Source organism: Acidovorax radicis N35 (assembly GCF_000204195.1).
GTDB lineage: Bacteria > Pseudomonadota > Gammaproteobacteria > Burkholderiales > Burkholderiaceae_C > Acidovorax > Acidovorax radicis.
The window spans coordinates 839,601-862,835 of the sequence record NZ_AFBG01000019.1 but is presented as its reverse complement, the minus strand read 5'-3'; the positions used below and the strand labels follow the sequence as shown (position 1 = coordinate 862,835).

The window sequence follows — 23,235 nt, the reverse complement described above, 5'->3', positions numbered from 1 at the left end:
ATTTGTTCAACGGAGAGATTGCCCATGCCCGGCCTTTTGCCCGATATCGACCCCGATGGCCTGCTCGAATTTTCGGTGGTCTACACCGACCGCGCGCTCAACCACATGTCCAAGCGCTTCACCGGCGTGGTGCAGGACATTCTGGGCACGCTGAAAGAGGTCTACCACGCCCACACCGCCGTGCTGGTGCCCGGCAGCGGCACCTTCGGCATGGAGGCCGTGGCCCGCCAGTTCGCCAACAAGGAAAAGGTGCTCATCGTGCGAAACGGCTGGTTCAGCTACCGCTGGACGCAGATCTTCGACGCCGACAAGGGCCTGGGCGGCGGCTCGGTGGTGTGCAAGGCGCGCCCGCAGGGCAGCGGCCCGCAGGCGCCCTGGGCGCCATGCCCGGCCGACGAAGTCGCAGCCACCATCCGCGCCGAGAAGCCCAAGGTGGTGTTCGCCCCCCATGTGGAGACGGCCAGCGGCATCATCCTGTCCGACGACTACATCCGCACCGTGACGGCTGCGGCCCACGAGGTGGGCGCGCTGTTCGTGCTGGACTGCGTGGCGTCCGGCGCCATGTGGGTGGACATGCAGGCCACCGGCGTGGATGTGCTCATCAGCGCGCCGCAAAAGGGCTGGAGCGGCTCGCCCTGCTGCGCCATGGTGATGCTGAGTGAGCGCGCGCGACAGGCCATCGACGGCACCACGAGCAGCAGTTTCTCGTGCGACCTCAAGAAGTGGATGCAGATCGCCGAGGGCTATGAAAAGGGCCAGCACGCGTACCACACCACCATGCCCACCGACGCGCTGGTGCGCCTGTCCGAAGTGATGGCCGAGACGCGCGCCTATGGCTTTGCCAAGGTGCGCGACGAGCAGATCGAGCTGGGCGCCAAGGTGCGCGCACTGCTCGAATCGCGTGGCTTCCCCAGCGTGGCCGCCGAGGGCTTCAAGGCCCCTGGCGTGGTGGTGAGCTACACCACCGACCCCGGCATCCAGAACGGCAAGAAGTTTCTGGAAGTGGGTTTGCAGACCGCTGCGGGCGTGCCGCTGCAGTGCGACGAAGGGCCCGAGTTCAAGACCTTCCGCATCGGGCTTTTTGGCCTCGAGAAGTGGCACAACGTGGACCGCAGCGTGGGCCATCTGTCGAAGGCGCTGGACCAGATTGCGGCGGCTGCCTGACGGCCTGCCGTCGAAGTCGGCGGGTCAGGCCTGATGAGCGCCGAAGCTGACAGCGCAACCCTCGCCTTGCGGCGTGCCAAGCGGCAGGCGCTGGGGTTGTTGCTGCTGGTCACAGCCGTGTTCATTGCCACTAGCGTGGTGGAGCGCGGCCTGTGGCTCAACGGCGTGAAAGCCGTGGCCGAGGCCGCCATGGTGGGCGCGCTGGCGGATTGGTTCGCGGTGGTGGCGCTGTTCCGCCGCCCGCTGGGTTTGCCCATTCCGCACACCGCGGTCATCGCGCGCAACCAGGCGCGCATTGGCCGCAACCTGGCCACATTTGTGCGCGACAAGTTTCTCGATGTGCCCTCGCTGGTCGCGCTGATCCGCCGGCACGACCCCGCCGAGCGGCTGGCGCAGTGGTTGACGGCGCCCGGCAACGCCGCGCTGCTGGGGCACCAGGCCACGCGCCTGGCATCGGCCGCGCTGGAGACGGTGCAGGATGCGCAGGTGGAGCGCTTTATCCAGAAGGCCGCGCGCACGCTGATCGGGCAGGTGGACATGTCGCGCGCCCTGGCGGCGGTGCTCGACACCCTCACGCACAACGGCCGCCACCAGGCGCTGCTGGACGACGTGCTGGAGAAACTCATCGAATTGCTGCACAACGAGGAAACCCGCGCCTGGGTGGCCCATAGCATCGTGCTGTGGCTCAAGAAGGACCACCCGCGCACCGAAAAGCTGTTGCCCAGCGACTGGCTGGGCGACAAGGGCTCGGCCCTGCTGGCACGCGCTCTGGAGAGCGTGATGGCCGACGTCGCCGGCAACCCGCAGCATGCCTTGCGCGCGCAGTTTGATGCGGCGGTGCAGCGCTTCATCGAGCGCCTGCGCTGCGATCCGGAATGGGCGCGCAAGGGCGAGGAGATCCGCACCTGGTTGCAGACCGACGCCACTGTGGGCGGCTATGTGCAGACCTTGTGGCTGGACCTGCGAGGTGCGTTGCAGCGCGACCTGGCCGATGCCGATTCGGTGCTTGCGCGGCAGGTGGGCAAGTTGGGGTTGTGGCTGGGGGAGTCTCTGGCGGGGGATGCGGCGCTCAGGCAGTCGTTCAATGATCGGCTGGAACGTTGGGTGGAGGACCTGGCGCCGGATGTGTCGGCGTTCATTGCGCAGCACATTGAGGAGACGGTGCGGCGGTGGGATACCGAGGAGATGACGCAGCTGATTGAGCTGAACATTGGCAAGGACCTGCAGTACATCCGGATCAATGGGACGGTGGTGGGTGGGTTGATTGGGTTGGTGCTGTTTGTGGTGTCGCATGCGGGGGAGATTGGGCGTGCGGTGGTGGGCAGTTGACCACCCGTTCGGGCTGCGCCTGTCGAAGCCAGGGCGCTCCACCCCAACCGTTCGGGCTGAGCTTGTCGAAACCTGGGCGTGCTGGTTAGAAAAGCATGCTGGTGTTGAGTGCGGAAGCCGGGACTCGCCCCGGCGGGCGAGGTACTTGTTCTTTGCTTCGCCAAAGAAAAGTACCCAAAAGAAAGGCGACCCCCAGTCTGCGACCCCTGCGCTTCGCTACGGGGCAAACCTGCGTCGGGGCGGTTGCGGGGTGCGCCGTGGAACTCGCTTTGCGCTGCGCGCGCCGCTCGGACAACCACGGCGAGTCAGTTCACGAAGCATGGGCGCTCCGACGCCCATGCTCACCCCACAACAGCCCCGCCGCAGGCGCAGCCAGCAGGGGGGGGAGCCGAACAGCCAAAAACCGAACAGCCATTCGGGCCATCGCGTTGCTCGGCCGCGCGCGAGGTGCGTCAGCTAGCGTGCCGCCTGGTCCGCCGCCATGTTCGCCGCGTGCTCTTCCTGCAGGTGCTGCGCAATCTGCGCCCAGGCCTGCTTGGCCTCGGCGTCTTGCGCCCACGCATAGCAACTGGCGATGTGCATGGCCGTCACCGCGTGGTGCGGGTCAAGCGCAAAGGCCAACTCACACTGCAGCGCCGCCTGCCGCCACATGGCGGTCGCATTCTCTGATCCTTCTTTCTGCAGCGCATGGGCCTCGGCCACCCACGCTTGACCCAAGCGAAACGCAGCCGAGTGCAGCGTGGGGTCGGCTTCGTGCGCCCGTTGAAACAACACACCCGCCTGCCGCCACAACGCCCGCGCTGCGGCAAAGTCCTGCGTGGCTACGGCCTGTGCCTGCGCGACGAGGGCGTTGCCGGATTGGAGGAGGGTGGAGGGAGCGTCGCTGAGCATGGTGCGAAATGGAAGACGATGGTGCTTCGGATTATCGGCGGTCCTACTGCAGCTACCGGCCAGAGGCCAGCCAGTTACAGCTAGAGAAGGCGGACGCTCAACGTTGGATTTAACTGGCACGCAACGCCAAGTCGCTAGAACCTATAGACCGAAGAACATCCTACGTTCTTCACTCTTGTGCAGGTCGTGTTTGGCGATGTGATACAGCTTAGGTCCGACAGCGTTAGACCACAGTCGGAAAGGCAGGCCATCGATGCAAATTTCCGCCACTACAGCGGAGAAGTCTTTCTCGTAACAGTCCCGTAGGATCTTCAAGTTAGTTGACGGAAAGCTGTCTTTGAACTCTTTGTTGAAGTCGGGGTAGAAGTATCTGATCAGGGCGGCCTCGTAGAGCGAGATACGTTCTTCCTCCGTCGTATTAAAGAGTTTGTCCAGCCCTTGTCGAATTCTCGTTCCGCTTTCATCCTTGTTCTTCGCTCGAGGATTGATCACGGTTACTAGCTGATTGTTTGGTTCAATCGCCAACAGAAGCAAGGTGATTTGATAGCCGTCTGGCGCTGTCTTCAAGGCAATTTTCTGAAGCGTCTCGTGCTTGAGGAGGCGATCTATGGCATTTCTGGATCCGCCTTGTCCGTAGGCCTGCCCAACATACTTAACCTCGAACTTGACTGCGCCTGTGGCGGCTAGCCTAGTCTGCATGTCCATTTCGTTTGGCCAGAACCTCTTTCCGGAGCTGTCGCCGACGTAGAAGAGATCGCCTTCAGTCCCGAGCGAGGCGCCTTCAGGCAGTACGTACTCGACCACATGATTTTCCAAGAGAACCTTGAACGACAGCAGAAGATTTCGATCCTTCTGTTCGGCCCCGACAAAGTCAATCCTTGGGGTGTAGCCGATCATGTATATGTGGCAGGTGTCAAGGACACTCGCATACTGTGCTAGCGCCTCTTTGTCGTAGAGACCCGCAGCGGGGATTGTGCAAAAACTGAGTGCATACATGCTAAGTGCATGCTCAATGTCAAAGGCGGCTTTCCCAAAAATATCATCTCTCGTCAGTTTTTCAGATTTCTTCACGCTGATTTTCCTTAGATATTTTGGCCACTGACCTCTTCTGAATTTGCCGAGGGCTACATTACTCAAAACCTCGGCAAATCCGGATGCTTGATCGCCCCCCCGCGCACCAGCATCTTCCCGTACTCCGCACACCGGTTCAGCGTAGGAATCACCTTCCCCGGGTTCAACAACCCCGCCGGGTCAAATGCGTGTTTGAGCCCAAACATCTGCGCGTTCTCCTCCGCAGAAAACTGCACGCACATGCTGTTGAGCTTCTCCACGCCCACGCCATGCTCGCCCGTCACCGTGCCGCCCATCGCCACGCTGGTCTCCAGAATCTCCGCGCCGAACAGTTCGCAGCGGTGCAGTTGGTCGGCATCGTTCGCGTCGAACAGGATCAGCGGATGCAGGTTGCCGTCGCCGGCGTGGAACACGTTGGCGCAGCGCAGCTGGTATTTCTTTTCCATCTCCTGAATGGCCAGCAGGATGTCGGCCAGGCGCTTGCGCGGGATGGTCGAGTCCATGCACATGTAATCGGGGCTGATGCGACCGCTGGCGGGGAAGGCGTTTTTGCGGCCGCTCCAAAAGCGCAGGCGCTCGGCCTCGTCGTTGCTGACGGAGATGGCGGTGGCGCCGGCGGCGCGCAGCACGTCGCTCATGCGGCCAATTTCTTCCTCTACCTCTTCGGGTGTGCCGTCGCTCTCGCACAGCAGGATGGCTTCCGCAGTCAGGTCGTAGCCTGCGTGCACAAAGTCTTCGACGGCGGCGGTCATGGGCTTGTCCATCATCTCCAGGCCTGCGGGGATGATGCCGGCCGCGATGACGGCGGCCACGGCGTCGCCCGCTTTGCGCACGTCGTCGAAGCTGGCCATGATGCAGCGCGCCAGCTGGGGCTTGGGGATGAGCTTGACCGTCACTTCGGTGGTCACGGCCAGCATGCCTTCGCTGCCGATCACGGCGGCCAGCAGGTCGTAGCCGGGGGCGTCGAGTGCCTCGCTGCCGAATTCGACGGGCTCGCCTTCCACCGTGAAACCCTTCACCTTGAGCACGTTGTGCACCGTCAGGCCGTACTTCAGGCAATGCACGCCGCCCGAGTTCTCGGCCACGTTGCCGCCGATGGTGCAGGCGATCTGGCTGCTGGGGTCGGGGGCGTAGTAGAGGTTGTAGGGTGCCGCCGCCTCGCTGATCGCCAGGTTGCGCACGCCACACTGCACCACGGCCGTGCGGCTTTCGGGGTTCAGGTCGAGGATGCGGTTGAACTTGGCCAGTGACATCGTCACGCCCAGGGCGTGGGGCATGGCGCCGCCCGACAGGCCCGTGCCCGCGCCGCGAGCCACCACCGGCACCTGCAGCCGGTGGCAGACCTGCAACACGGCCTGCACTTCATCGTAGGTTTCAGGCAGGCACACCACCAATGGGCGCTGGCGGTAGGCGGTGAGGCCGTCGCATTCGTAGGGCGTGGTGTCTTCGGTGTGCCAGAGCAGCGCGTGTGCGGGCAGCACACGCCCCAGGGCCTGGACAACCTCGGCCTGGCGTGCGGCGCGTTCGGACAGGGCTGTGGTGGGTTGGGCGGCAGTGTTCATGGCTGCCACTGTAGAGGAAGGCTGCGTGCGGGAGCGTGAGTTTTCTTGCAGCAGTCTGTGAAATGGCCTGGATGTGGCTGTTTGCTATGATTTATATAGCTTCTTGCGCTTGTGAATAAAGCGCTGAAGGCCAATTTGACTCGAAATTTTGTTGTGAGCAGAGCCCGCAGCCCCCTCAAACAGGCCCGGGGCTGACCGGGCGTTGGCTGCCTTCCAGAAGCCACAGGCGTTTGCTGGCCCGCGTCATGGCGACATAGAGCATGTTGCGCTCACGGTAGGCGTCTTGTCGGGCGGCACTGCGCGGAAAGCGCCCGCGCTCGACCAGGGGTACGGCCACATAGTCGTATTCATGCCCTTTGCAGCGCTCCACCGTCAGCAGTTGCAGGCTCGATGCTTCCTGCTGCGTGTGCTGCTGGATGCTGGCCTGCACCATGAGCGCCAGCCGGCCCAGGAATTCGTCCACCGACAACCCGGCGCAGATGCGGGCCAGTGCGCCGAGGCTGTCTGTGCAATAGCGCAGCTCGTCCGGGCTGATGGGCGCCTGCGCAAAGAGCTGAAGCACCAGTGGGTGCCCGCACAGTTGCCCGGCGTCCGCACAGGCCTCGGGGGGCAAGGCCAGCAATTGTTCGCACAGGGGCGAAGCCACCGGGGCCTGGGGGTTGAAGCTGGCGCGCACCAGAAACCGGCGCATCAGGTCCCGCTTGCCGATGAGTTCTGCGGCCACGACGCGGGTGTCCACTTCGGCGGGGGAGTCTTCCACCAGCGCTTGCATGTCGAAAGCGCCATTGGCCAGCACATCCTGGTCGGGCTGGCTGCCGCGCCGCACGTAGCGCAGCAGGCCGTCCATCGCGCTGCTCAGAATGCCTTGCGTGAGCCGCACCCCGTCGCCGCAGCCCTGCATGGCCCCCATGATGGCGAGCACCAGCGCGATCTCGCGGCGCTGGTAGAAGCGTTTCATGCCTTTGCAGGTGTAGTGCACGCCTTCATGGGCAAACATCCATTCGAGCAGGATCGAGTCTTCCGGCGACCGCAGCACCACGTTCAGGCACGGTGCCGTGGGGCTGGTGGGCGACTGGGACGACTGCGACAGTGGGGGCGGCTGGTGCAGCACGGCGTCGTGGATCGCCAGCAGTTGCCGGGCGCAATCCTCGTCGTCGGTGTAGCTGCGCCGCTCAAACGCGGCAGGCTTGGTGGGGTAGTGCGCCGAAAACTCCACGCCGAACAAGGGGTTGAGCCCCTGGCAGATGGCGTTGCCGAAACGGTAGGTGGTGTTGAGGGCGACGACCTGCGTGTCTGCGGGCAGCTCTTGCCGGATGCGGGCAAGGCTGTCGCCAAAGACGGAGAACGCGCCGGGCAGGATGTGCTGGTTGAAATCTCCCGCGCCGACAAAAAGACCGTTGCCGCCCTGCACCAGCGTCCGCAGCACCATCATGGCGGCCTCGTCCAGGTCCTGCAGTTCGTCGAATAACACCGCATCAAAGCGCCCCTGCAGCGGCGCAAAGGCATCGCCGAAATCCAGTTCGCCGAGCTGTGTGGCGATTTCATAGGTGCAGTCGCCGGGTGCGTAAAACTGCGGCTCGTTGTTCAGCCCCCTGCGCAGGCGCTCGTACTTGACCAAGAGCTGGTAGAGCCCGTAGTCGAGCTGGTGCTCGCGGCAGTAGGGCCCGGCGCCCAGCTCCGACTGGTCGATGGCGCGCAGCAGCAGCCGTTGCTTGGCCTGGGCTTCAAAGTCGATGAAGGCCTGCACGTCCAGGTCGCGCGAGCGGAAGTCGCCGACTTCGGGCGAGCCGTCCAGCGCGTCGTCCTGCAGCAGCGCGGCGTGGGCCTGGCGCACGAGCAGGCTCTTGTGCAGGGGCTCGGCCACGCGCACCAGGGGGTCGCCCTGTTCCTTGAGCACGGTGGCGCACAGCTGCTCCACGGTCATGATCTGCACCTGGCGGGGAATGGTGGGAACGAACTTTTCCAGGCGCTGCGCAATGGCCGCCAGCCCGGCCTCCGAATACGCCAGCATCAGGATGCGGCTCGCCCCCTGGGTGCGGATCAGGTCCGCAGCCTTGATGGCCAGGGTGGTGGTCTTGCCCGTGCCGGCCAGCGCGTTGACCAGCACCGCGCGCGCCGTGGCATTGAGCACCGCGTTCTGCTCCAGCGTGGGGTATCTCTTCTTGAAGTGGTCGTCTTGCGGCACGGCGTGGTGAGGGGGTGAAGGGGTCAAGAGACAGGCGAGATGTGAAAGGCGCGTGCCCGGTGGCTGCGGCAGGCGGGCTGTGGGAATCTGGAGTCCTGAGCGCCACAGGTGAAGGCTAGATACTTCAGGAATGCTATTGAATTTATAGCTTGCGGCGCTTTGTGGACAAGCGCTGGCGGTCAAAATCACCAATAAATGGGTGCTCAGGCCATGGTTTTGCGCAGCCACTCGGCAAACGCCGCGCACTCCCAGCGGTCCATGGTGCCGGTGCGCCAGCACAGGTAGTGCGCGTGGGGGCTGGCGGTGTCGGTGGCAAACAGGCGCACCAGCGTGCCGTTCTCCAGCCAGGGTGCGCCGAGCTTGAGGCGCACCAGCGCCACGCCCATACCGGCGGCGGCACCGTCGCACATCAGGCCGATGTCGTTGAACTGCGAGCCCTCGCTGGGCTCGGCCCAGTCCAGGCCCGTGGCGGCAAACCAGGTGCGCCAGGGCTCCAGCGGGCTGCGCAGCAGCGCCACACCTTCGAGATCTTCCGGCCGGTCGAACGGGCCGTGTTCGCGCACGAAAGCGGGCGAGGCCAGGGGGGTGACTACGTCACGGGCCAGCTCCACATGCTCCACGTCGGCATAGTGGCCGGGGCCAAAGCGCACCATCAGGTCGGCATCCTCGGCCACCACGTCCAGGAGCGGGATGGATACCTGCAGGGCCAGGTCGATCTCGGGGTAGGCCTCGGTGAACTGGCGCAGGCGCGGGATCAGGATGGTGCGCGCAAACGTGGGCGTGACGGCCAGCTTGAGCCGCCGCCGCCCCGGCGCCGATGCCGCACCCGGAAACCGCTGCAGCGCGCCCAGCCCTTCGCGCACGTGGGCCAGGTAGGCGCTGCCCTCGGTGGTCAGCGAAAAATCGGCGCGGCCAAACAGCCGCACGCCCAGGATCTGTTCGAGCTGCTTGACGCGGTGGCTCACCGCGCTGGGTGTCACGCACAGCTCCTCGGCGGTCTGCGTCACGCTGCGCAGGCGGGCCAGGGCTTCAAACGTCAGCAGGCACTGGATCGGCGGAATGCGCCGCGCCGCGCTGCTGAGGAAGGAGGACGGTGCTGCCGTGGCCATGGGGCAGAACGGACTAGCGGAAGATGACGGTCTTGTGGCCGTTGAGCAGCACGCGGTGCTCGCTGTGCCACTTCACGGCGCGGGCCAGCACCTGGCTTTCGGTGTCGCGGCCGCGGGCGGTCAGGTCTTCCACCGTGTCGGTGTGGTCGGCGCGGGCCACGTCCTGCTCGATGATCGGGCCTTCGTCCAGGTCGGCCGTCACGTAGTGGGCCGTGGCGCCGATCAGCTTCACGCCCCGGTCATGGGCCTGGTAGTAAGGCTTGGCGCCCTTGAAGCTGGGCAGGAAGCTGTGGTGGATGTTGATGGCCCGTCCGGCCAACTTTTGACATAGGTCAAGCGAAAGCACCTGCATGTAGCGGGCCAGCACTACCAGTTCGGCACCTTCGGCCTCGATAATCTCGAACTGCTTTGCCTCGGCCTGGGCTTTGGTGGCCGCGGTGACCGGGATGTGGTGAAACGGCACGTTGTAGCTAGCCGCCAGTTGGTAGAAGTCGCGGTGGTTGCTGATGATGGCGCGGATGTCGATGGGCAGCAGGCCACTCTTCCAGCGGAACAGCAGGTCGTTCAGGCAGTGGCCTTCCTTGCTGACCATGAGCACCGTCTTCATGGGCGTGGCCGTGGCTTGCAGGCTCCAGTGCATTTTGTGCGGCTCTGCAAAGCTGGCCAGGCGGGCCTTGAGCGTGGCGTGGTCGTGCTGGTCGCAGGCAAACTGCACCCGCATGAAGAACAGCCCGGTGTCGTGGTCGTTGTATTGCGCGGCTTCTTCGATGTTGCCGCTGTGCTCCAGCAGAAAGCCCGAGACGGCATGCACCAGCCCCAGGCGGTCGGGGCAAGACAGGGTAAGGATGTAGGCGTTGGTCATAGCTGCCCAATTGTCGCAGCATGGCTGGGGCTGTGTGGACGACCCCTTCGAGGTCGAACCTTCGGTCTACGGGAATGGGGGAAATCGATGGTCAATCCGGGCGAGGCCCCGCGTTTTGCCCCCTGGCGGGGGATGCTGCTGTACCTGGTGCTCGGGGTGGCCTGGGTGTTTGCGGGCGACGCGCTGCTGGCGCACTGGGTGACCGACCCCGCACAGCTCACGCATTGGCAGACGTGGAAGGGCTGGGGCTATGTGCTGCTGACCAGCGTGCTCGCCTGGTGGATGCTGCGGCGCATGCGCCGTGCCGAAAAGGTGCGCTGGGCCGTGGCGCGGGAGCTGTCGCAGGTGGTGCGCCATGCGCCGGCCGGGTTTGCGCGGGTAGCACCGGACGGGCGCTTCCTGTGGGCCAACGCACGCTTGTGTGACCTGCTGGGCGCATCCCTGGCGCGGGTGTGCACCCTGAACTTTCGCGACGTGATGCTGGCGGTCGATCGCGACTGGGCGGCGGCACAGCTGTCGCGCCTGCTGGCGGGCGAGATCGACCACTACGTGGTCGAGCGTGACTGCCTGCGGCCGGGCGATGGCCGCAAGGTGGCGGTGCTGTGCACCGTGACGCTGGTGCCCGAGTCGGACGCCGAGCCCGCCCACCTGGTCTGCGTGGTGCAGGACCTGGACGAGATCAAGGCCGCACGCGCCGCGCTGAAGCACAGCGAGGCCCGCCAGCGCCTGGCCGCCACGGTGGTGGACAACACCATCGAGGGCGTGGTGGTGACCGACGCGCAAAGCCGCATCCTGTCGGCCAACGCCGCGGTGACGCGCCTGCTGGGCTACACCGAGGACGAGTTGCTGGGCCAGACGCCGCGTGTCTTCAAGTCGGGCCGGCACGACAAGGCGTTTTACGAGGCCATGTGGGGCACGCTGCGCCAGACGGGCCACTGGCAGGGCGAGATCTGGAACCGCCGCAAGAACGGGGAGATTTTTCCGGAGCACATGTCCCTGTCGGCCGTGCGCGACCCTGCGGGCCAGATCACGCACTACGTGTGCATGTTCACGGACATCTCCGAAGAAAAAGTGCAGCAGCAGCGGCTGGAGTTCCTGGCCCACAACGATGCGCTCACGGGGCTGTCCAACCGCGCCTGGTTCGGGCACCAGCTGGAGCAGGCCGTGCAGTCGGCGCGCGCCAGTGGCGAGCACCTTGCGGTGCTGCTGCTCAACCTCGACCGTTTCAAGGATGTGAACGACAGCTACGGCCATGCCACGGGCGACGAGGTGCTCAAGCACATTGCGCGGCAGGTGCAGTCGGCCCTGCGGCCGGGTGACGTGATGGGGCGGCTGGCCGGGGACGAGCTGGCCGTGGTGGCGCGCCACCTGCGCCATTCCGACGGCGCTGCTGCCGTGGCGCGGCACCTGATCACGGCCGTGGCCGAGCCCTGGCGTTCGCCCGACGGTTTCGAGGTGGTGGCGGGGGTGAGCGTGGGCATCTGCATGTTTCCTGAACATGCGGGTACCACCGAGCTGCTGCTGCAGGGCGCCCACGCGGCCGTGTACGGCGCCAAGGCGCGGGGCCGGGGCGCGTGGTGCTTCTTCCATGAGGCCATGACCCAGGCCGCGCGTGAGCGGCTGGCACTGGAGTCACGCCTGCGCCTGGCACTGGCGCAGGGCCACCTGCAGATGTACTACCAGCCGCAGGTGGACATTGCCACAGGCCGCATCCAGGGCGCCGAGGCGCTGGTGCGCTGGAACGACCCCCACGAGGGCCTGATCTCGCCCGCGCGCTTCATCCCGGTGGCCGAAACCTCGGGCGTGATCGGCCCGCTGGGCGAATGGGTGCTGCGCGAGGTCTGCCGCCAGGGCCAGCAGTGGCGCCTGGCGGGCCTGCCGGACCTCACGCTGGCGGTGAATGTGTCGCCGCGCCAGTTCCACCTGACGGACCTGGCGGGTTGCGCGTCGGGCGCACTGGCCGATTCGGGCTTCCCGCCCGAGCTGCTGGAGCTGGAGATCACCGAAACCGCCCTGGCCGAGCGCACCGAGGAGGCGCGCCAGGTGCTGATGCGCCTGCGCGCCCTGGGCTTGCGCATTGCGGTGGATGACTTTGGCACGGGGTACTCGTCGCTGGCGCAGCTCAAGCGGTTTCCGATCGACGTGCTCAAGATCGACCAGGGCTTCATCCGCGACATTCCGCAAAGCGAGGACGACATGGCCATCAGTGCCGCCATCATCGCGATGGGGCACAGCATGGGGCTGTCGGTGCTGGCCGAAGGGGTGGAGACCGACGGCCAGCTGGCCTTCCTGCGCGAGCGGGGCTGTGATTCGTACCAGGGCTACCTGTGCAGCCGCCCCGTGCCCGCCGATGACTTCGCGGCGCTGCTGCGGGCGCAGCCGCTGCCAGCAGTCCCATAGATCACCTCAAGGCGCTGAGGACGCCGGGCGCCATTTTGCGCGCAGCTCTGCACAGGCATCGCGCGGGGGCAGGGCGGGGGTGTTGATCACCGTATCTGCATCATTTTTGATAGCTTTTGGCGCTTGTCCTGCTTGCGCCAAGGCCACTTTTGATACCAGATTGGCAGGCCAGTGGGTGGGCACGCCCAGGCCACGCAGCACATGGCCGCCCCCGGCCACCAGCAGCACCGTCTGCCCGGGGCGAAGCGCCTCCTGGGCGGTCTGGGCCATGCGCGCGTCGCGGGCGATCTGGATGCGGGCCATGGGCGGGATTTGCGATTCCGGCAGCAGGCCGCAGTGGCCGTCGCGCAGCGCCTGGTGCTGCAACGCCAGTGCGGGGGCCGGCAGGTGCTGGTCCCAGGCGGTTTCGCCCATCGCGGCGCGCATCTGGGCGCGGGGCAGGTTGCCACCCAGCACCGGCACACCGGCGGCCACGGCCGCCATGACCACGGGGCCATAGGCCTTCCATGGCCAGGCGGCATCGTTCCACTGCAGTGCGGCCTGGGCCTGGGCTTCGGTGGCGTCGCGCGCCAGCGCCCGGGTGTGGTGCCCGCTCTCGGCCATTTCCAGGACCACGGCGGCAAGCTGGCCCCGGGCCGCCAGCCACAGCACGGCTTCGCGCTGCAGGCGCTGGTGGTCGGGGGCATCGTGCTGCTCGCCGAGCAGCAGCACATCGGCGGGGAGCAGGGCCTGCAGGCGGTCGGGCCATGGGGGGGCAGGCTGGGTGGCGGCCAGGGTGCCGGGGGGCGGGGCTCCCGCGCAGCCCGCCAGCGCCATCAGGGTGCCGCCGAGTGCCAGCCAGGTCCGCAGGGGGGAGCGTGTGGGTCGTTGCATGGCGCCATGCTACGCGGGCCAGTCTTGACCTAGGTCAAGAGTCGGCGCAAGCTGGGTGCCTAAACTGCCCTGCATGCGCACCAAGCCCACACTGACCACCAAACTGCTGGCCATGGGCGCGGGCTTTTTGCTGGTGGCGCTGGCCTCGATCAGCCTCACGCTGTGGGTGACCTGGAAGCTTGAAGGCGGGGCTGCCGCCGTCAACGAGGCGGGGCGCCTGCGCATGAACATGCTGCGCATGGTGCTGGTGCTGCAGACCGAACCGGCCGAGGCGGTGCAGGAGCGCGCCCGCCTGTTCGACGCGAGCCTGGATCTGCTGCGCACGGGTGATCCGTCGCGCCCGCTGTTCGTGCCCTGGAGCGACGAGACCCGCACGCGTTTTGAGGCCATTCGCACCCAATGGGCGCAAGCGCGCAGCGGCTGGGTGGCCACGCTGCCACCCGACCGTGCGCAGACACTGGCGCAGGCCGATGCGTTTGTGCAGCAGGTGGATGGGTTTGTCGATGCCATCGAAATCCAGATCGCAGGCTGGACGGCGGCCTTGCACCTGTTCCAGCTGTTCATGATGGCGCTGGCCATCGTGGCCGCCGTGACCTTCATGGCCGTGAGCTACCTGCTGGTCATCAACCCCGTGGCACGCTTGCAGCAGGCCCAGGCCAGGCTGCGCCAGGGCGAACTGGGCACGCGCCTGCCGGTCGATACCGATGACGAGTTCGGCCAGCTGTCGGCGGGCTTCAATCTCATGGCACACGCGTTGCAGGCATCGCACGACGATCTGGAGCACAAGGTGCGCGAAAAGACGGCCAGCATCGCCGTGCAGAACCAGCGCCTGGCCGCACTGTACGAGGTGAGTGCGCTGGCCTCCACCGCCAGCAGCCTGGAGCTTCTGGCCCAGGGCTTCGTGCAGCAGATCCGCCGTGTGGCCGGGGCCGATGCGGCCGCCGTGCGCTGGTCCAACGAGGCCAACGAACGTTATGTGCTGCTGGCCGCAGACGGCCTGCCGCGCTCCATGGCCGAGGGCGAGCACTGCCTGCACACCGGCAGTTGCCTGTGCGGCCAGCCCCAGGCCCAGGCGCGCACGCGGGTCATCCCCATCACGCCGTCCACCCACGTCGCGCTGCCCCACTGCCGCGAAGCGGGTTTTGAAACCATGGTGACCATCCCCGTACAGATGCAGCAGCGCCTGTTGGGCGAGGTGGACCTGTTCTTCCGATCACCCGTCGAGCTGACCGACGAGCTGCGCGACCTGCTCGAAGCCATGACGCGCCACCTGGCCAGCGCCATGGAAGGCCTGCGCGCCAATGCCCTGGAGCGCGAAGCCGCCGTGGCCGAAGAGCGGAGCATGCTGGCGCGCGAGCTGCACGACTCCATCGCCCAGTCGCTGGCCTTCCTCAAGATCCAGACGCAGCTGTTGCGCGACGCCGTGAACCGTGGCGACGAAGCCAAACGCGACCGCAGCATGGGCGAGCTGGATGTGGGCGTGCGCGAGTGTTATGCGGACGTGCGCGAGCTGCTGGTGCACTTTCGCACCCGCACCAGCGAGGAAGACATTGAATCCGCCCTGCGGGCCACGCTGTCCAAGTTCGAGCACCAGACCGGCATGGCCACCACGCTCGGCATGGTGGGCCATGGCCTGCCGCTGGCGCCAGACCTGCAGATTCAGGTGCTGCACATGGTTCAGGAAGCACTGTCGAACGTGCGCAAGCATTCGGGCGCCACGCGGGTGGACCTGCTGGTGCACCGGCATCCGCGCTGGCGCTTTGAGGTGCAGGACAACGGAAAGGGCTTTGACGTGGCTACGGTGCCGCCCGATTCGCTGCATGTGGGCCTGGGCATCATGCGGGAGCGGGCCCACCGCGTGGGTGCCGTCCTGCAGGTCGAATCCACCCCGGGCCAGGGCACGCGCGTGTGCATCGAACTGCCCACCGTGACTTCCGCCACCACCCTGCCTGCACAGCCTGCGCCGCGTCCTGCTGCGGAGCCCATCGACCAGGGCACCGCTTCTGGCGGCGAATTCCATCCCGCCTTGGCCGACGGCCGGGTGGCAACACTCACTCCATGACGACCTCCACCATCCCTTTCGCAACACCTGCTGGTGTGGTCCCCCACGTCCCGGCGCCACCGCCGGTGACGCTGCTGGTGGTGGACGACCATACGCTGTTCCGCCGGGGGCTGATCGCGCTGCTGGGGCAGGACGCGGGCCTGCAGGTGGTGGGCGAGGCGGGTGACGCTGCCGAGGCGCTGCGCCTGGCGCCCCAGCTGCAGCCCCAGGTGATCCTGCTGGACAACCACCTGCCCGGCGTGATGGGCGTGGACGCCATCCGGGGCCTGCGCGAGGTGTCGCCTGCGTCGCGCGTGCTCATGCTCACCGTGAGCGAAGACGGGCAGGACCTGGCCGCCGCGCTGCGCAATGGCGCGCAGGGCTATTTGCTCAAGACCATCGACGGCGACCTGCTGGCCCAGGCCATCCGCCGCGCGGCCCGTGGCGAACCGGTGGTGAGCCCCGAACTCATGGGCAAGCTGGTCGCAGCGTTCCAGTCGCAAGGTGTTGCCGAGGCGGCTGCGCTCATTGCGCCCAATACGTCTGCCGCGCCCGCAGCGCCTGCCGCGACCGCGCAGCCGCCCGAGGCCGCCCATGGCGCTGCGCCCCTGTCGCCGCGCGAGGAAGACGTGCTGCGCGAGATCGCGCGGGGTGCCAGCAACAAGGAAATCGCGCGCACGCTCGACATCGCCGAGACCACCGTCAAGATCCATGTGCAGCACATCCTGCGCAAGCTGGGCCTGAGCTCGCGCGTGCAGGCGGCGGTCTACGCCTCAGACCGCCAGCGCGTGGAGTAGCCGAATAGCGGATTCGCTGCGCGCACGGCCGTGCAGTCGCCTGTGCGTGGTGTTTGCTATATTTTCAATAGTTATTTGCGCTTTCCTATCAAGCGCTGGCGGCATTTTTTGCTGAATTTTTTCGGTGCGGAGCCCGTCGCCGCTGCAGCGTTGCGCCCGCGGGCCTTGGTGCTCTGTCCCTCCCCTGCATTTCCTCTCTCGAACCGGCCCGCCGCTGCGCGCGCCTGCCTGGTCATCCATCCATAGTTCTTTCGGACGATGGGCCGGCGCGGTGGCGTAGGCCCGGACTAGTCCTTCTGCCGCGCCCCAGGTGTCCTTGCGAAGGATAGGCAGTGCGTGCCCAAAGCGGGACGATACCGCCATACGCAAAGAGAAGAGGAACCGCGCAATGGCACACACCATTTTGCCCCCGGGCGACAGCCCACAGCGCACCCGCCAGGCCTGGTCGGTGCTCATCGTCAGCACCTTCGCATTCACCGTCTGCTTCATGGTCTGGATGATGTTCGGCGTCATCGGCATTCCCATCAAGAAGATGCTCAACCTGAACTCCACGCAGTTCGGGCTGCTCATGTCCATGCCCGTGCTCACGGGCTCGCTGGTGCGGGTGCCGCTCGGCATCTGGACCGACCGCTTCGGTGGCCGCATCGTGATGACTGCGGTGATGGCCACCACCGTGCCTGCCATCTGGATGATGGGCTACGCCACGGAATACTGGCACTTTCTCACCATCGGCCTGTTTGTGGGCCTGGCAGGTGGCTCGTTTTCGGTGGGTACGCCCTATGTGGCGCGCTGGTTTCCGAAGCACCGCCAGGGCACGGCCATGGGGGTGTATGGCGCGGGCAATTCGGGCGCAGCCGTGAACAAGTTCGTGGCTCCGGTGCTGCTGGTGGCCTTTGGCTGGACCATGGTGCCGCAGGTGTATGCGGCCATCATGCTGGGCACCGTGGTGCTGTTCTGGCTCTTCAGCTACAGCGACCCGGCCCACCTGGTGCCCAGCAGCGTCAAGTTCACCGACCAGCTCAAGGCGCTCAAGGACCCCAAGGTGCTCAAGTACTGCCAGTACTACAGCATCGTGTTCGGCGGCTACGTGGCGCTGTCGCTGTGGATGGTGCAGTACTACGTGGGCGAGTTTGGCCTCGACATCCGCGTGGCGGCTTTGCTGGCGGCCTGCTTCTCGCTGCCGGGCGGTGTGCTGCGCGCCATCGGCGGCATGCTGAGCGACAAGTACGGCGCCCACAGCGTGACCTGGTGGGTGATGTGGGTGAGCTGGATCTGCCTGTTCCTGCTGAGCTACCCACAGACCGATTTCACCATCCTCACCGTCAACGGCCCCAAGACCTTCCACCTGGGTCTCAACGTCTACGCGTTCACCGGCCTGATGTTCCTGCTGGGCATTTCGTGGGCCTTCGGCAAGGCCAGTGTCTTCAAGTACATCAGCGATGACTACCCCCACAACATCGGCGCCATCAGCGGCATCGTGGGCCTGGCCGGTGGCCTCGGCGGCTTCATCCTGCCCATCCTGTTTGGTGCGCTCATGGACCTCACCGGCATCCGCTCCAGCGCCTTCATGTTGATGTATGGCGTGGTGTGGGTCTCGCTCATCTGGATGTACTTCACCGAAGTGCGCAACACCCGTCTCATGGGCTCGCAGGGCGCTGTCGCACAGCCTGCCACCCGCTGATTTTTCAAGGAAACCTCACCATGTCTGCCACCACCAACAGCGGGCGCCAGGGGCGCCTGCTCACCCTCTGGACCCCGGAGGACAAGTCCTTCTGGGAGCGCGAAGGCGAAGCCGTCGCCAAGCTCAACCTGTGGATCTCGGTGCCCGCGCTGTTCCTGGCCTTTGCCATCTGGCAGGTCTGGAGCGTGGTCGCCGTGAGCCTGCCAGGCCTGGGCTTCAAGTATTCGACCAACCAGCTGTTCTGGCTGGCGGCAGCGCCCGCGCTTTCGGGCGCCACGCTGCGCATCTTCTACTCGTTCATGGTGCCGCTCGTGGGTGGGCGCCGCTGGACGGCGATCTCCACCGCCTCGCTGCTGATCCCTGCGATTGGCATCGGCTTTGCGGTGCAGGACAACACCACCGCGTACCCCACCATGCTCATCCTGGCGCTGCTGTGCGGCCTGGGCGGCGGCAACTTCAGCTCCAGCATGGCCAACATCAGCTTCTTCTTTCCGAAGGAGCGCAAGGGCTCGGCGCTGGGCGTGAACGCGGGCCTGGGCAACCTGGGCGTGTCGGTGGTGCAGTTCCTGAGCCCGCTGGTGGTCACGGCCGGCATCTTCGGCATCTTTGGCGGCGAAGGTCAGACCATTGTGAAGAACGGCCAGACCGTGCAGGTGTGGACGCAGAACGCCGCCTTCATCTGGGTGCCATGGATTGCGCTGACGGCGCTGGCCGCCTGGTTCGGCATGAACGACATCGCCGACGCGCGCGCCTCGTTCGCCGCCCAGGCCGCCATCTTCAAGCGCAAGCACAACTGGCTGATGTGCGTGCTGTACCTCGGCACCTTCGGCTCCTTCATCGGCTATGCCGCAGGATTCCCGCTCCTCATCAAGAGCCAGTTCCCTGGCGTGAACCCCCTGGCCTACGCCTGGCTGGGCCCGCTGGTGGGCGCGGTGATCCGCCCGTTTGGCGGCTGGATGGCCGACAAGCTCGGCGGTGCGCGCGTCACGCTGTGGAACTTCATCGTCATGGCCATGGCGGTGGTGGGCGTCACGTTCTTCCTGCCCTCGGCGGGTAACGAAGGCCAGTTTGCAGGCTTCTTTGTGTGCTTCCTGGTGCTGTTCCTCACCACCGGCATCGGCAACGGCTCCACCTTCCGCATGATCCCCGTGATTTTCCTGACCGAAGCCATGCGCGGTGTGGACCCCCGCAACACCGCTGCCGTGGCCCAGGCCAACAAGGAAGGCAACACGCTGGGCGCTGCCACGCTGGGCTTCACAGCCGCCATGGCCGCCTATGGCGGGTTCTTCATCCCCAAAAGCTATGGCAGCTCGATTGCCCTGACTGGCAGCCCCCATGCGGCGCTGTGGACATTTTTCGCTTTCTATCTCGTTTGCATCGTGATCACCTGGTGGTACTACGCACGCAAGCACGCCGAGATGCCTTGCTGATCACCCCTGGACAGAACAGAAAAAGGAGCCCCCGATGAGCCATTTCCTCGATCGCCTTTCGTACTTCTCGCAGCCCCGCGAGACCTTTTCCCAAGGCCACGGCGAAACCAACGGTGAAGACCGCACCTGGGAAGACGCCTACCGCGACCGCTGGGCGCACGACAAGATCGTGCGCAGCACGCACGGCGTGAACTGCACGGGCAGCTGCAGCTGGAAGATCTACGTCAAGGGCGGCATCGTCACCTGGGAAACCCAGCAGACCGACTACCCCCGCACCCGCCCCGACCTGCCCAACCACGAGCCCCGTGGCTGTGCGCGTGGCGCCAGCTACAGCTGGTACCTGTACAGCGCCAACCGCGTGAAGTACCCCATGGTGCGTGGCCGCCTGCTCAAGCATTGGCGCGCCGCCATTGCCCTCGCCAAGAGCCCGGTGGACGCCTGGGCCAGCATCGTCGAGAACGATGCCTCCAAACGCGAATGGCAAAAGCAACGGGGCCTGGGCGGCTTCGTGCGCAGCACCTGGGAAGAAGTGAACCAGATGATCGCTGCGGCCAACGTGTACACCATCAAGAAGCACGGGCCGGACCGCATCATCGGCTTCTCGCCCATCCCGGCGATGTCGATGATTTCGTACGCCGCGGGCAGCCGCTATCTCAGCCTGATCGGCGGCGTGTGCATGAGCTTTTACGACTGGTACTGCGACCTGCCCCCGAGCAGTCCGCAAGTTTGGGGTGAGCAGACCGACGTGCCCGAGTCGGCCGACTGGTACAACAGCTCGTACATCATTGCCTGGGGTTCCAACGTGCCCCAGACGCGCACGCCCGATGCGCACTTTTTGACCGAGGTGCGCTACAAGGGCACTAAGGTCGTGTCCATCACGCCCGACTATTCCGAAGTCGCCAAGCTGGGCGATTTGTGGATGCACCCCAAGCAGGGGACGGACGCCGCCGTGGCCATGGCCATGGGCCATGTGATCCTGAACGAGTTCTACTTCAAGGACGGCGGCAAGGGCCGCAGCGCGTACTTTGACGACTACGCGCGCCGCTACACCGACCTGCCGCTCCTGGTGGTGCTCAAGGAAAAGAAGCTGCCCGATGGCCGCACGGTGATGGTGCCCGACCGCTATGTGCGCGCCAGCGACTTTCCGAACAAGCTCGACCAGTCGAACAACCCCGACTGGAAGACCGTGGGCTACGACGAACTGGGCCAGGTCACGCTGCCCAATGGTTCCATCGGATTTCGCTGGGGGGCGGACGGCCGCCCCGACCAGGGTCTGTGGAACCTGGAAAACAAAGAAGCACGCACCGGCAACACCGTCAAGCTCAAGCTCTCGGTGATTGAAGACGGCGAGCAGGCGCACGATGTGGCTGATGTGGGCTTCCCGTACTTTGGTGGTGTAGCCACGCCCAACTTCACGGCCAATGAACAAGGCGGTGACGTGATGGTGCGCCGCGTACCCGTCACCCACCTGGAACTGGAAGGCCACGAAGCCCAGGGCCGCGTGATGGTGGCCACCGTGTTCGACCTGTTGGCCGGCAGCTATGGCATCGACCGCGGCCTGCCGGGCGAAGAACCCGGTGGCAGCTACGACGCTGACCGCCCCTTCACGCCCGCATGGCAAGAAAAAATCACCGGTGTGCCGCGCGAGCAGATCATCACCGTAGCCCGCCAGTTCGCCGACAACGCGCACAAGACCCATGGCAAGTCCATGGTGATCATCGGCGCGGCGATGAACCACTGGTACCACAGTGACATGAACTACCGCGGCATCATCAACATGCTGATGCTGTGCGGCTGTATCGGCCAGAGCGGCGGCGGCTGGGCGCACTATGTGGGCCAGGAAAAGCTGCGCCCCCAGACCGGCTGGACGGCGCTGGCCTTTGCGCTGGACTGGATCCGCCCACCGCGCCAGATGAACAGCACGAGCTTCTTCTATGCCCACACCGACCAGTGGCGCTATGAAAAGCTGGGCATGGAAGAGATTCTGTCGCCCCTGGCCGACCAGCGCGCCTACCACGGCGCGCAGATCGACTACAACGTGCGTGCCGAGCGCATGGGCTGGCTGCCATCGGCCCCCCAGCTCAAGACCAACCCGATGCAGGTGGCCAAGGATGCCGCTGCCAAGGGCATGGATGCCAAGGACTACGTGGTGCAGTCGCTCAAGGACGGCAGCCTCACGATGAGCTGCGAAGACCCGGACCACCCTGCCAACTGGCCGCGCAACATGTTCGTGTGGCGCTCCAACATCCTGGGCTCGTCGGGCAAGGGGCACGAATACTTCCTCAAGCACCTGCTGGGCACCACCCACGGCGTGCAGGGCAAAGACTTGGGCAAGGACGAAGCCAAGCCCGAGGAAGTGCAGTGGCACGCCAATGCGCCCGAGGGCAAGCTGGACCTGCTGGTCACGCTCGACTTCCGCATGAGCACCACCTGCCTGTACTCCGACATCGTGTTGCCCACGGCCACCTGGTATGAGAAGAACGATCTCAACACCAGTGACATGCACCCCTTCATCCATCCGCTGTCCACGGCGGTGGACCCTGCCTGGCAGGCCAAGAGCGACTGGGAGATCTACAAGGGTTTCGCCAAGGCCGTGAGCGAGGTCAGCGTGGGCCACCTTGGCGTCGAGAAGGACGTGGTGCTCACGCCCATCATGCACGACACCCCCGGTGAAATGGCCCAGCCATATGGCGTGCGCGACTGGAAGAAGGGCGAGTGTGAACTCATCCCCGGCAAGACCGCGCCGCAGGTCACCGTGGTCGAGCGCGACTACCCCAACCTCTACAAGCGCTTCACGGCCCTGGGCCCGCTGATGGACAAGGCGGGCAACGGCGGCAAAGGCATTGGCTGGAACACGCAGACCGAAGTGGGCCAGCTCGGTGACCTGAACGGCCGCGTGAAGGAAGAGGGCGTGACGCAGGGCATGCCCCGCATCGTCACCGACATCGATGCCACCGAAGTGGTGATGATGCTGGCGCCTGAGACCAACGGCCACGTGGCCTGCAAGGCCTGGGAGGCTCTGGGCAAGCAGACCGGGCGCGACCACGTGCACCTGGCGCTGCACCGCGAGGACGAAAAGATCCGCTTCCGCGACATCCAGGCGCAGCCACGCAAGATCATCAGCTCACCCACCTGGTCGGGCCTGGAAAGCGAAAAGGTCAGCTACAACGCCGGCTACACCAACGTGCACGAGTACATCCCATGGCGCACCCTCACGGGCCGCCAGCAGTTCTACCAGGACCACCCGTGGATGCGTGACTTTGGTGAAGGCTTCGTGAGCTACCGCCCACCCGTGCACTTGAAGACGCTGGAAGAGGTGGAAGGCAAGAAGCCCAATGGCAACCGCGAGATCGCGCTGAATTTCATCACGCCGCACCAGAAGTGGGGCATCCACAGCACGTACAGCGACAACCTGATGATGCTCACGCTCAATCGCGGTGGCTCGGTGGTGTGGCTGAGCGAAGACGACGCCAAGAGCGCCGGCATCGTGGACAACGACTGGGTCGAACTCTTCAACGCCAACGGCGCGATCGCAGCCCGTGCCGTGGTGAGCCAGCGTGTGAACCCGGGCATGGTGATGATGTACCACTCGCAAGAGAAGATCATCAACACCCCTGGTTCCGAGATCACCGGCACGCGCGGGGGCATCCACAACTCGGTCACGCGCATCGTGCTCAAGCCCACCCACATGATCGGCGGCTATGCGCAGTTGAGCTACGGCTTCAACTACTACGGAACCATTGGTACCAACCGCGACGAGTTCGTGTTGGTGCGCAAGATGGACCGCGTGGACTGGCTCGACGACGAGCCCGTGTCCAGCACGGCTGCCCGCGCCTGAAG

At 65.6% G+C, this 23,235-nt stretch carries 15 protein-coding genes; 8 read left to right on the top strand and 7 right to left on the bottom strand.

Annotated elements, in window-relative coordinates; translation table 11 throughout:
* Positions 1 to 24 precede the first annotated feature (24 nt).
* Together ARADN35_RS0113700 and ARADN35_RS0113695 are read left to right on the top strand one after the other, a co-directional pair.
* A complete protein-coding gene (locus tag ARADN35_RS0113700; RefSeq protein WP_010463031.1) occupies positions 25 to 1,164 on the top strand; it encodes an aminotransferase class V-fold PLP-dependent enzyme in 1,140 nt (379 codons plus the stop codon).
* A 33-nt stretch (positions 1,165 to 1,197) separates the two neighbouring features.
* Positions 1,198 to 2,493 (top strand): DUF445 domain-containing protein, encoded by a 1,296-nt coding sequence (locus ARADN35_RS0113695; protein WP_010463030.1) that lies wholly within the window; start codon positions 1,198 to 1,200, stop codon positions 2,491 to 2,493.
* A 456-nt stretch (positions 2,494 to 2,949) separates the two neighbouring features.
* On the opposite strand, the gene ARADN35_RS0113690 is transcribed toward ARADN35_RS0113695, so the two are convergent.
* From ARADN35_RS0113690 to purU, 6 genes are all read right to left on the bottom strand, one after another.
* Positions 2,950 to 3,384 carry a hypothetical protein gene (locus ARADN35_RS0113690; RefSeq protein WP_010463028.1) on the bottom strand — a complete coding sequence of 145 codons (435 nt, stop codon included), beginning with the start codon at positions 3,382 to 3,384 and terminating at the stop codon, positions 2,950 to 2,952.
* Positions 3,385 to 3,525: 141 nt separating this feature from the next.
* On the bottom strand, positions 3,526 to 4,455 hold the full coding sequence (locus ARADN35_RS0113685) for a hypothetical protein (RefSeq protein WP_010463025.1): 930 nt from the start codon (positions 4,453 to 4,455) through the stop codon (positions 3,526 to 3,528).
* A gap of 62 nt (positions 4,456 to 4,517) precedes the next feature.
* Entirely contained in the window at positions 4,518 to 6,017 is a 1,500-nt protein-coding gene (locus ARADN35_RS0113680) for an FAD-linked oxidase C-terminal domain-containing protein (protein ID WP_010463024.1), read from the bottom strand.
* A gap of 175 nt (positions 6,018 to 6,192) precedes the next feature.
* Positions 6,193 to 8,229: a UvrD-helicase domain-containing protein gene (locus ARADN35_RS0113675; protein WP_244265901.1), complete on the bottom strand. Its 2,037-nt coding sequence runs from the start codon at positions 8,227 to 8,229 to the stop codon at positions 6,193 to 6,195.
* 176 nt (positions 8,230 to 8,405) lie between these two features.
* Positions 8,406 to 9,311 carry a LysR substrate-binding domain-containing protein gene (locus tag ARADN35_RS0113670; RefSeq protein WP_010463019.1) on the bottom strand — a complete coding sequence of 302 codons (906 nt, stop codon included), beginning with the start codon at positions 9,309 to 9,311 and terminating at the stop codon, positions 8,406 to 8,408.
* 13 nt (positions 9,312 to 9,324) lie between these two features.
* Positions 9,325 to 10,173 carry a formyltetrahydrofolate deformylase gene (gene purU, locus ARADN35_RS0113665; RefSeq protein WP_010463017.1) on the bottom strand — a complete coding sequence of 283 codons (849 nt, stop codon included), beginning with the start codon at positions 10,171 to 10,173 and terminating at the stop codon, positions 9,325 to 9,327.
* An 87-nt stretch (positions 10,174 to 10,260) separates the two neighbouring features.
* Here purU and ARADN35_RS0113660 point away from each other — a divergent pair, with 87 nt between their 5' ends.
* Positions 10,261 to 12,573: a putative bifunctional diguanylate cyclase/phosphodiesterase gene (locus ARADN35_RS0113660; protein ID WP_010463015.1), complete on the top strand. Its 2,313-nt coding sequence runs from the start codon at positions 10,261 to 10,263 to the stop codon at positions 12,571 to 12,573.
* Between the two features lie 6 nt (positions 12,574 to 12,579).
* On the opposite strand, the gene ARADN35_RS0113655 is transcribed toward ARADN35_RS0113660, so the two are convergent.
* Positions 12,580 to 13,446 (bottom strand): ChaN family lipoprotein, encoded by an 867-nt coding sequence (locus ARADN35_RS0113655; protein ID WP_010463013.1) that lies wholly within the window; start codon positions 13,444 to 13,446, stop codon positions 12,580 to 12,582.
* Positions 13,447 to 13,519: 73 nt separating this feature from the next.
* Here ARADN35_RS0113655 and ARADN35_RS0113650 point away from each other — a divergent pair, with 73 nt between their 5' ends.
* The 5 genes from ARADN35_RS0113650 (at position 13,520) to ARADN35_RS0113630 (ending at position 23,233) form a co-directional block, all read left to right on the top strand.
* The gene (locus ARADN35_RS0113650) at positions 13,520 to 15,508 is read left to right on the top strand and encodes a type IV pili methyl-accepting chemotaxis transducer N-terminal domain-containing protein (RefSeq protein WP_010463011.1); all 1,989 of its coding nucleotides are present in this window, start codon (positions 13,520 to 13,522) and stop codon (positions 15,506 to 15,508) included.
* Complete coding sequence (locus ARADN35_RS0113645; RefSeq protein ID WP_081474630.1) at positions 15,505 to 16,284, top strand: response regulator; 780 nt, start codon at positions 15,505 to 15,507, stop codon at positions 16,282 to 16,284. Before ARADN35_RS0113650 ends, ARADN35_RS0113645 begins: the two co-directional genes overlap by 4 nt.
* A gap of 388 nt (positions 16,285 to 16,672) precedes the next feature.
* Entirely contained in the window at positions 16,673 to 17,965 is a 1,293-nt protein-coding gene (locus ARADN35_RS0113640) for an MFS transporter (RefSeq protein WP_010463007.1), read from the top strand.
* A gap of 20 nt (positions 17,966 to 17,985) precedes the next feature.
* Positions 17,986 to 19,395, top strand: coding sequence for a NarK family nitrate/nitrite MFS transporter (locus ARADN35_RS0113635; protein ID WP_010463005.1), 1,410 nt, complete (start codon positions 17,986 to 17,988; stop codon positions 19,393 to 19,395).
* A 34-nt stretch (positions 19,396 to 19,429) separates the two neighbouring features.
* Positions 19,430 to 23,233 carry a nitrate reductase subunit alpha gene (locus ARADN35_RS0113630; protein WP_010463004.1) on the top strand — a complete coding sequence of 1,268 codons (3,804 nt, stop codon included), beginning with the start codon at positions 19,430 to 19,432 and terminating at the stop codon, positions 23,231 to 23,233.
* The last annotated feature ends 2 nt before the right edge of the window (positions 23,234 to 23,235 follow it).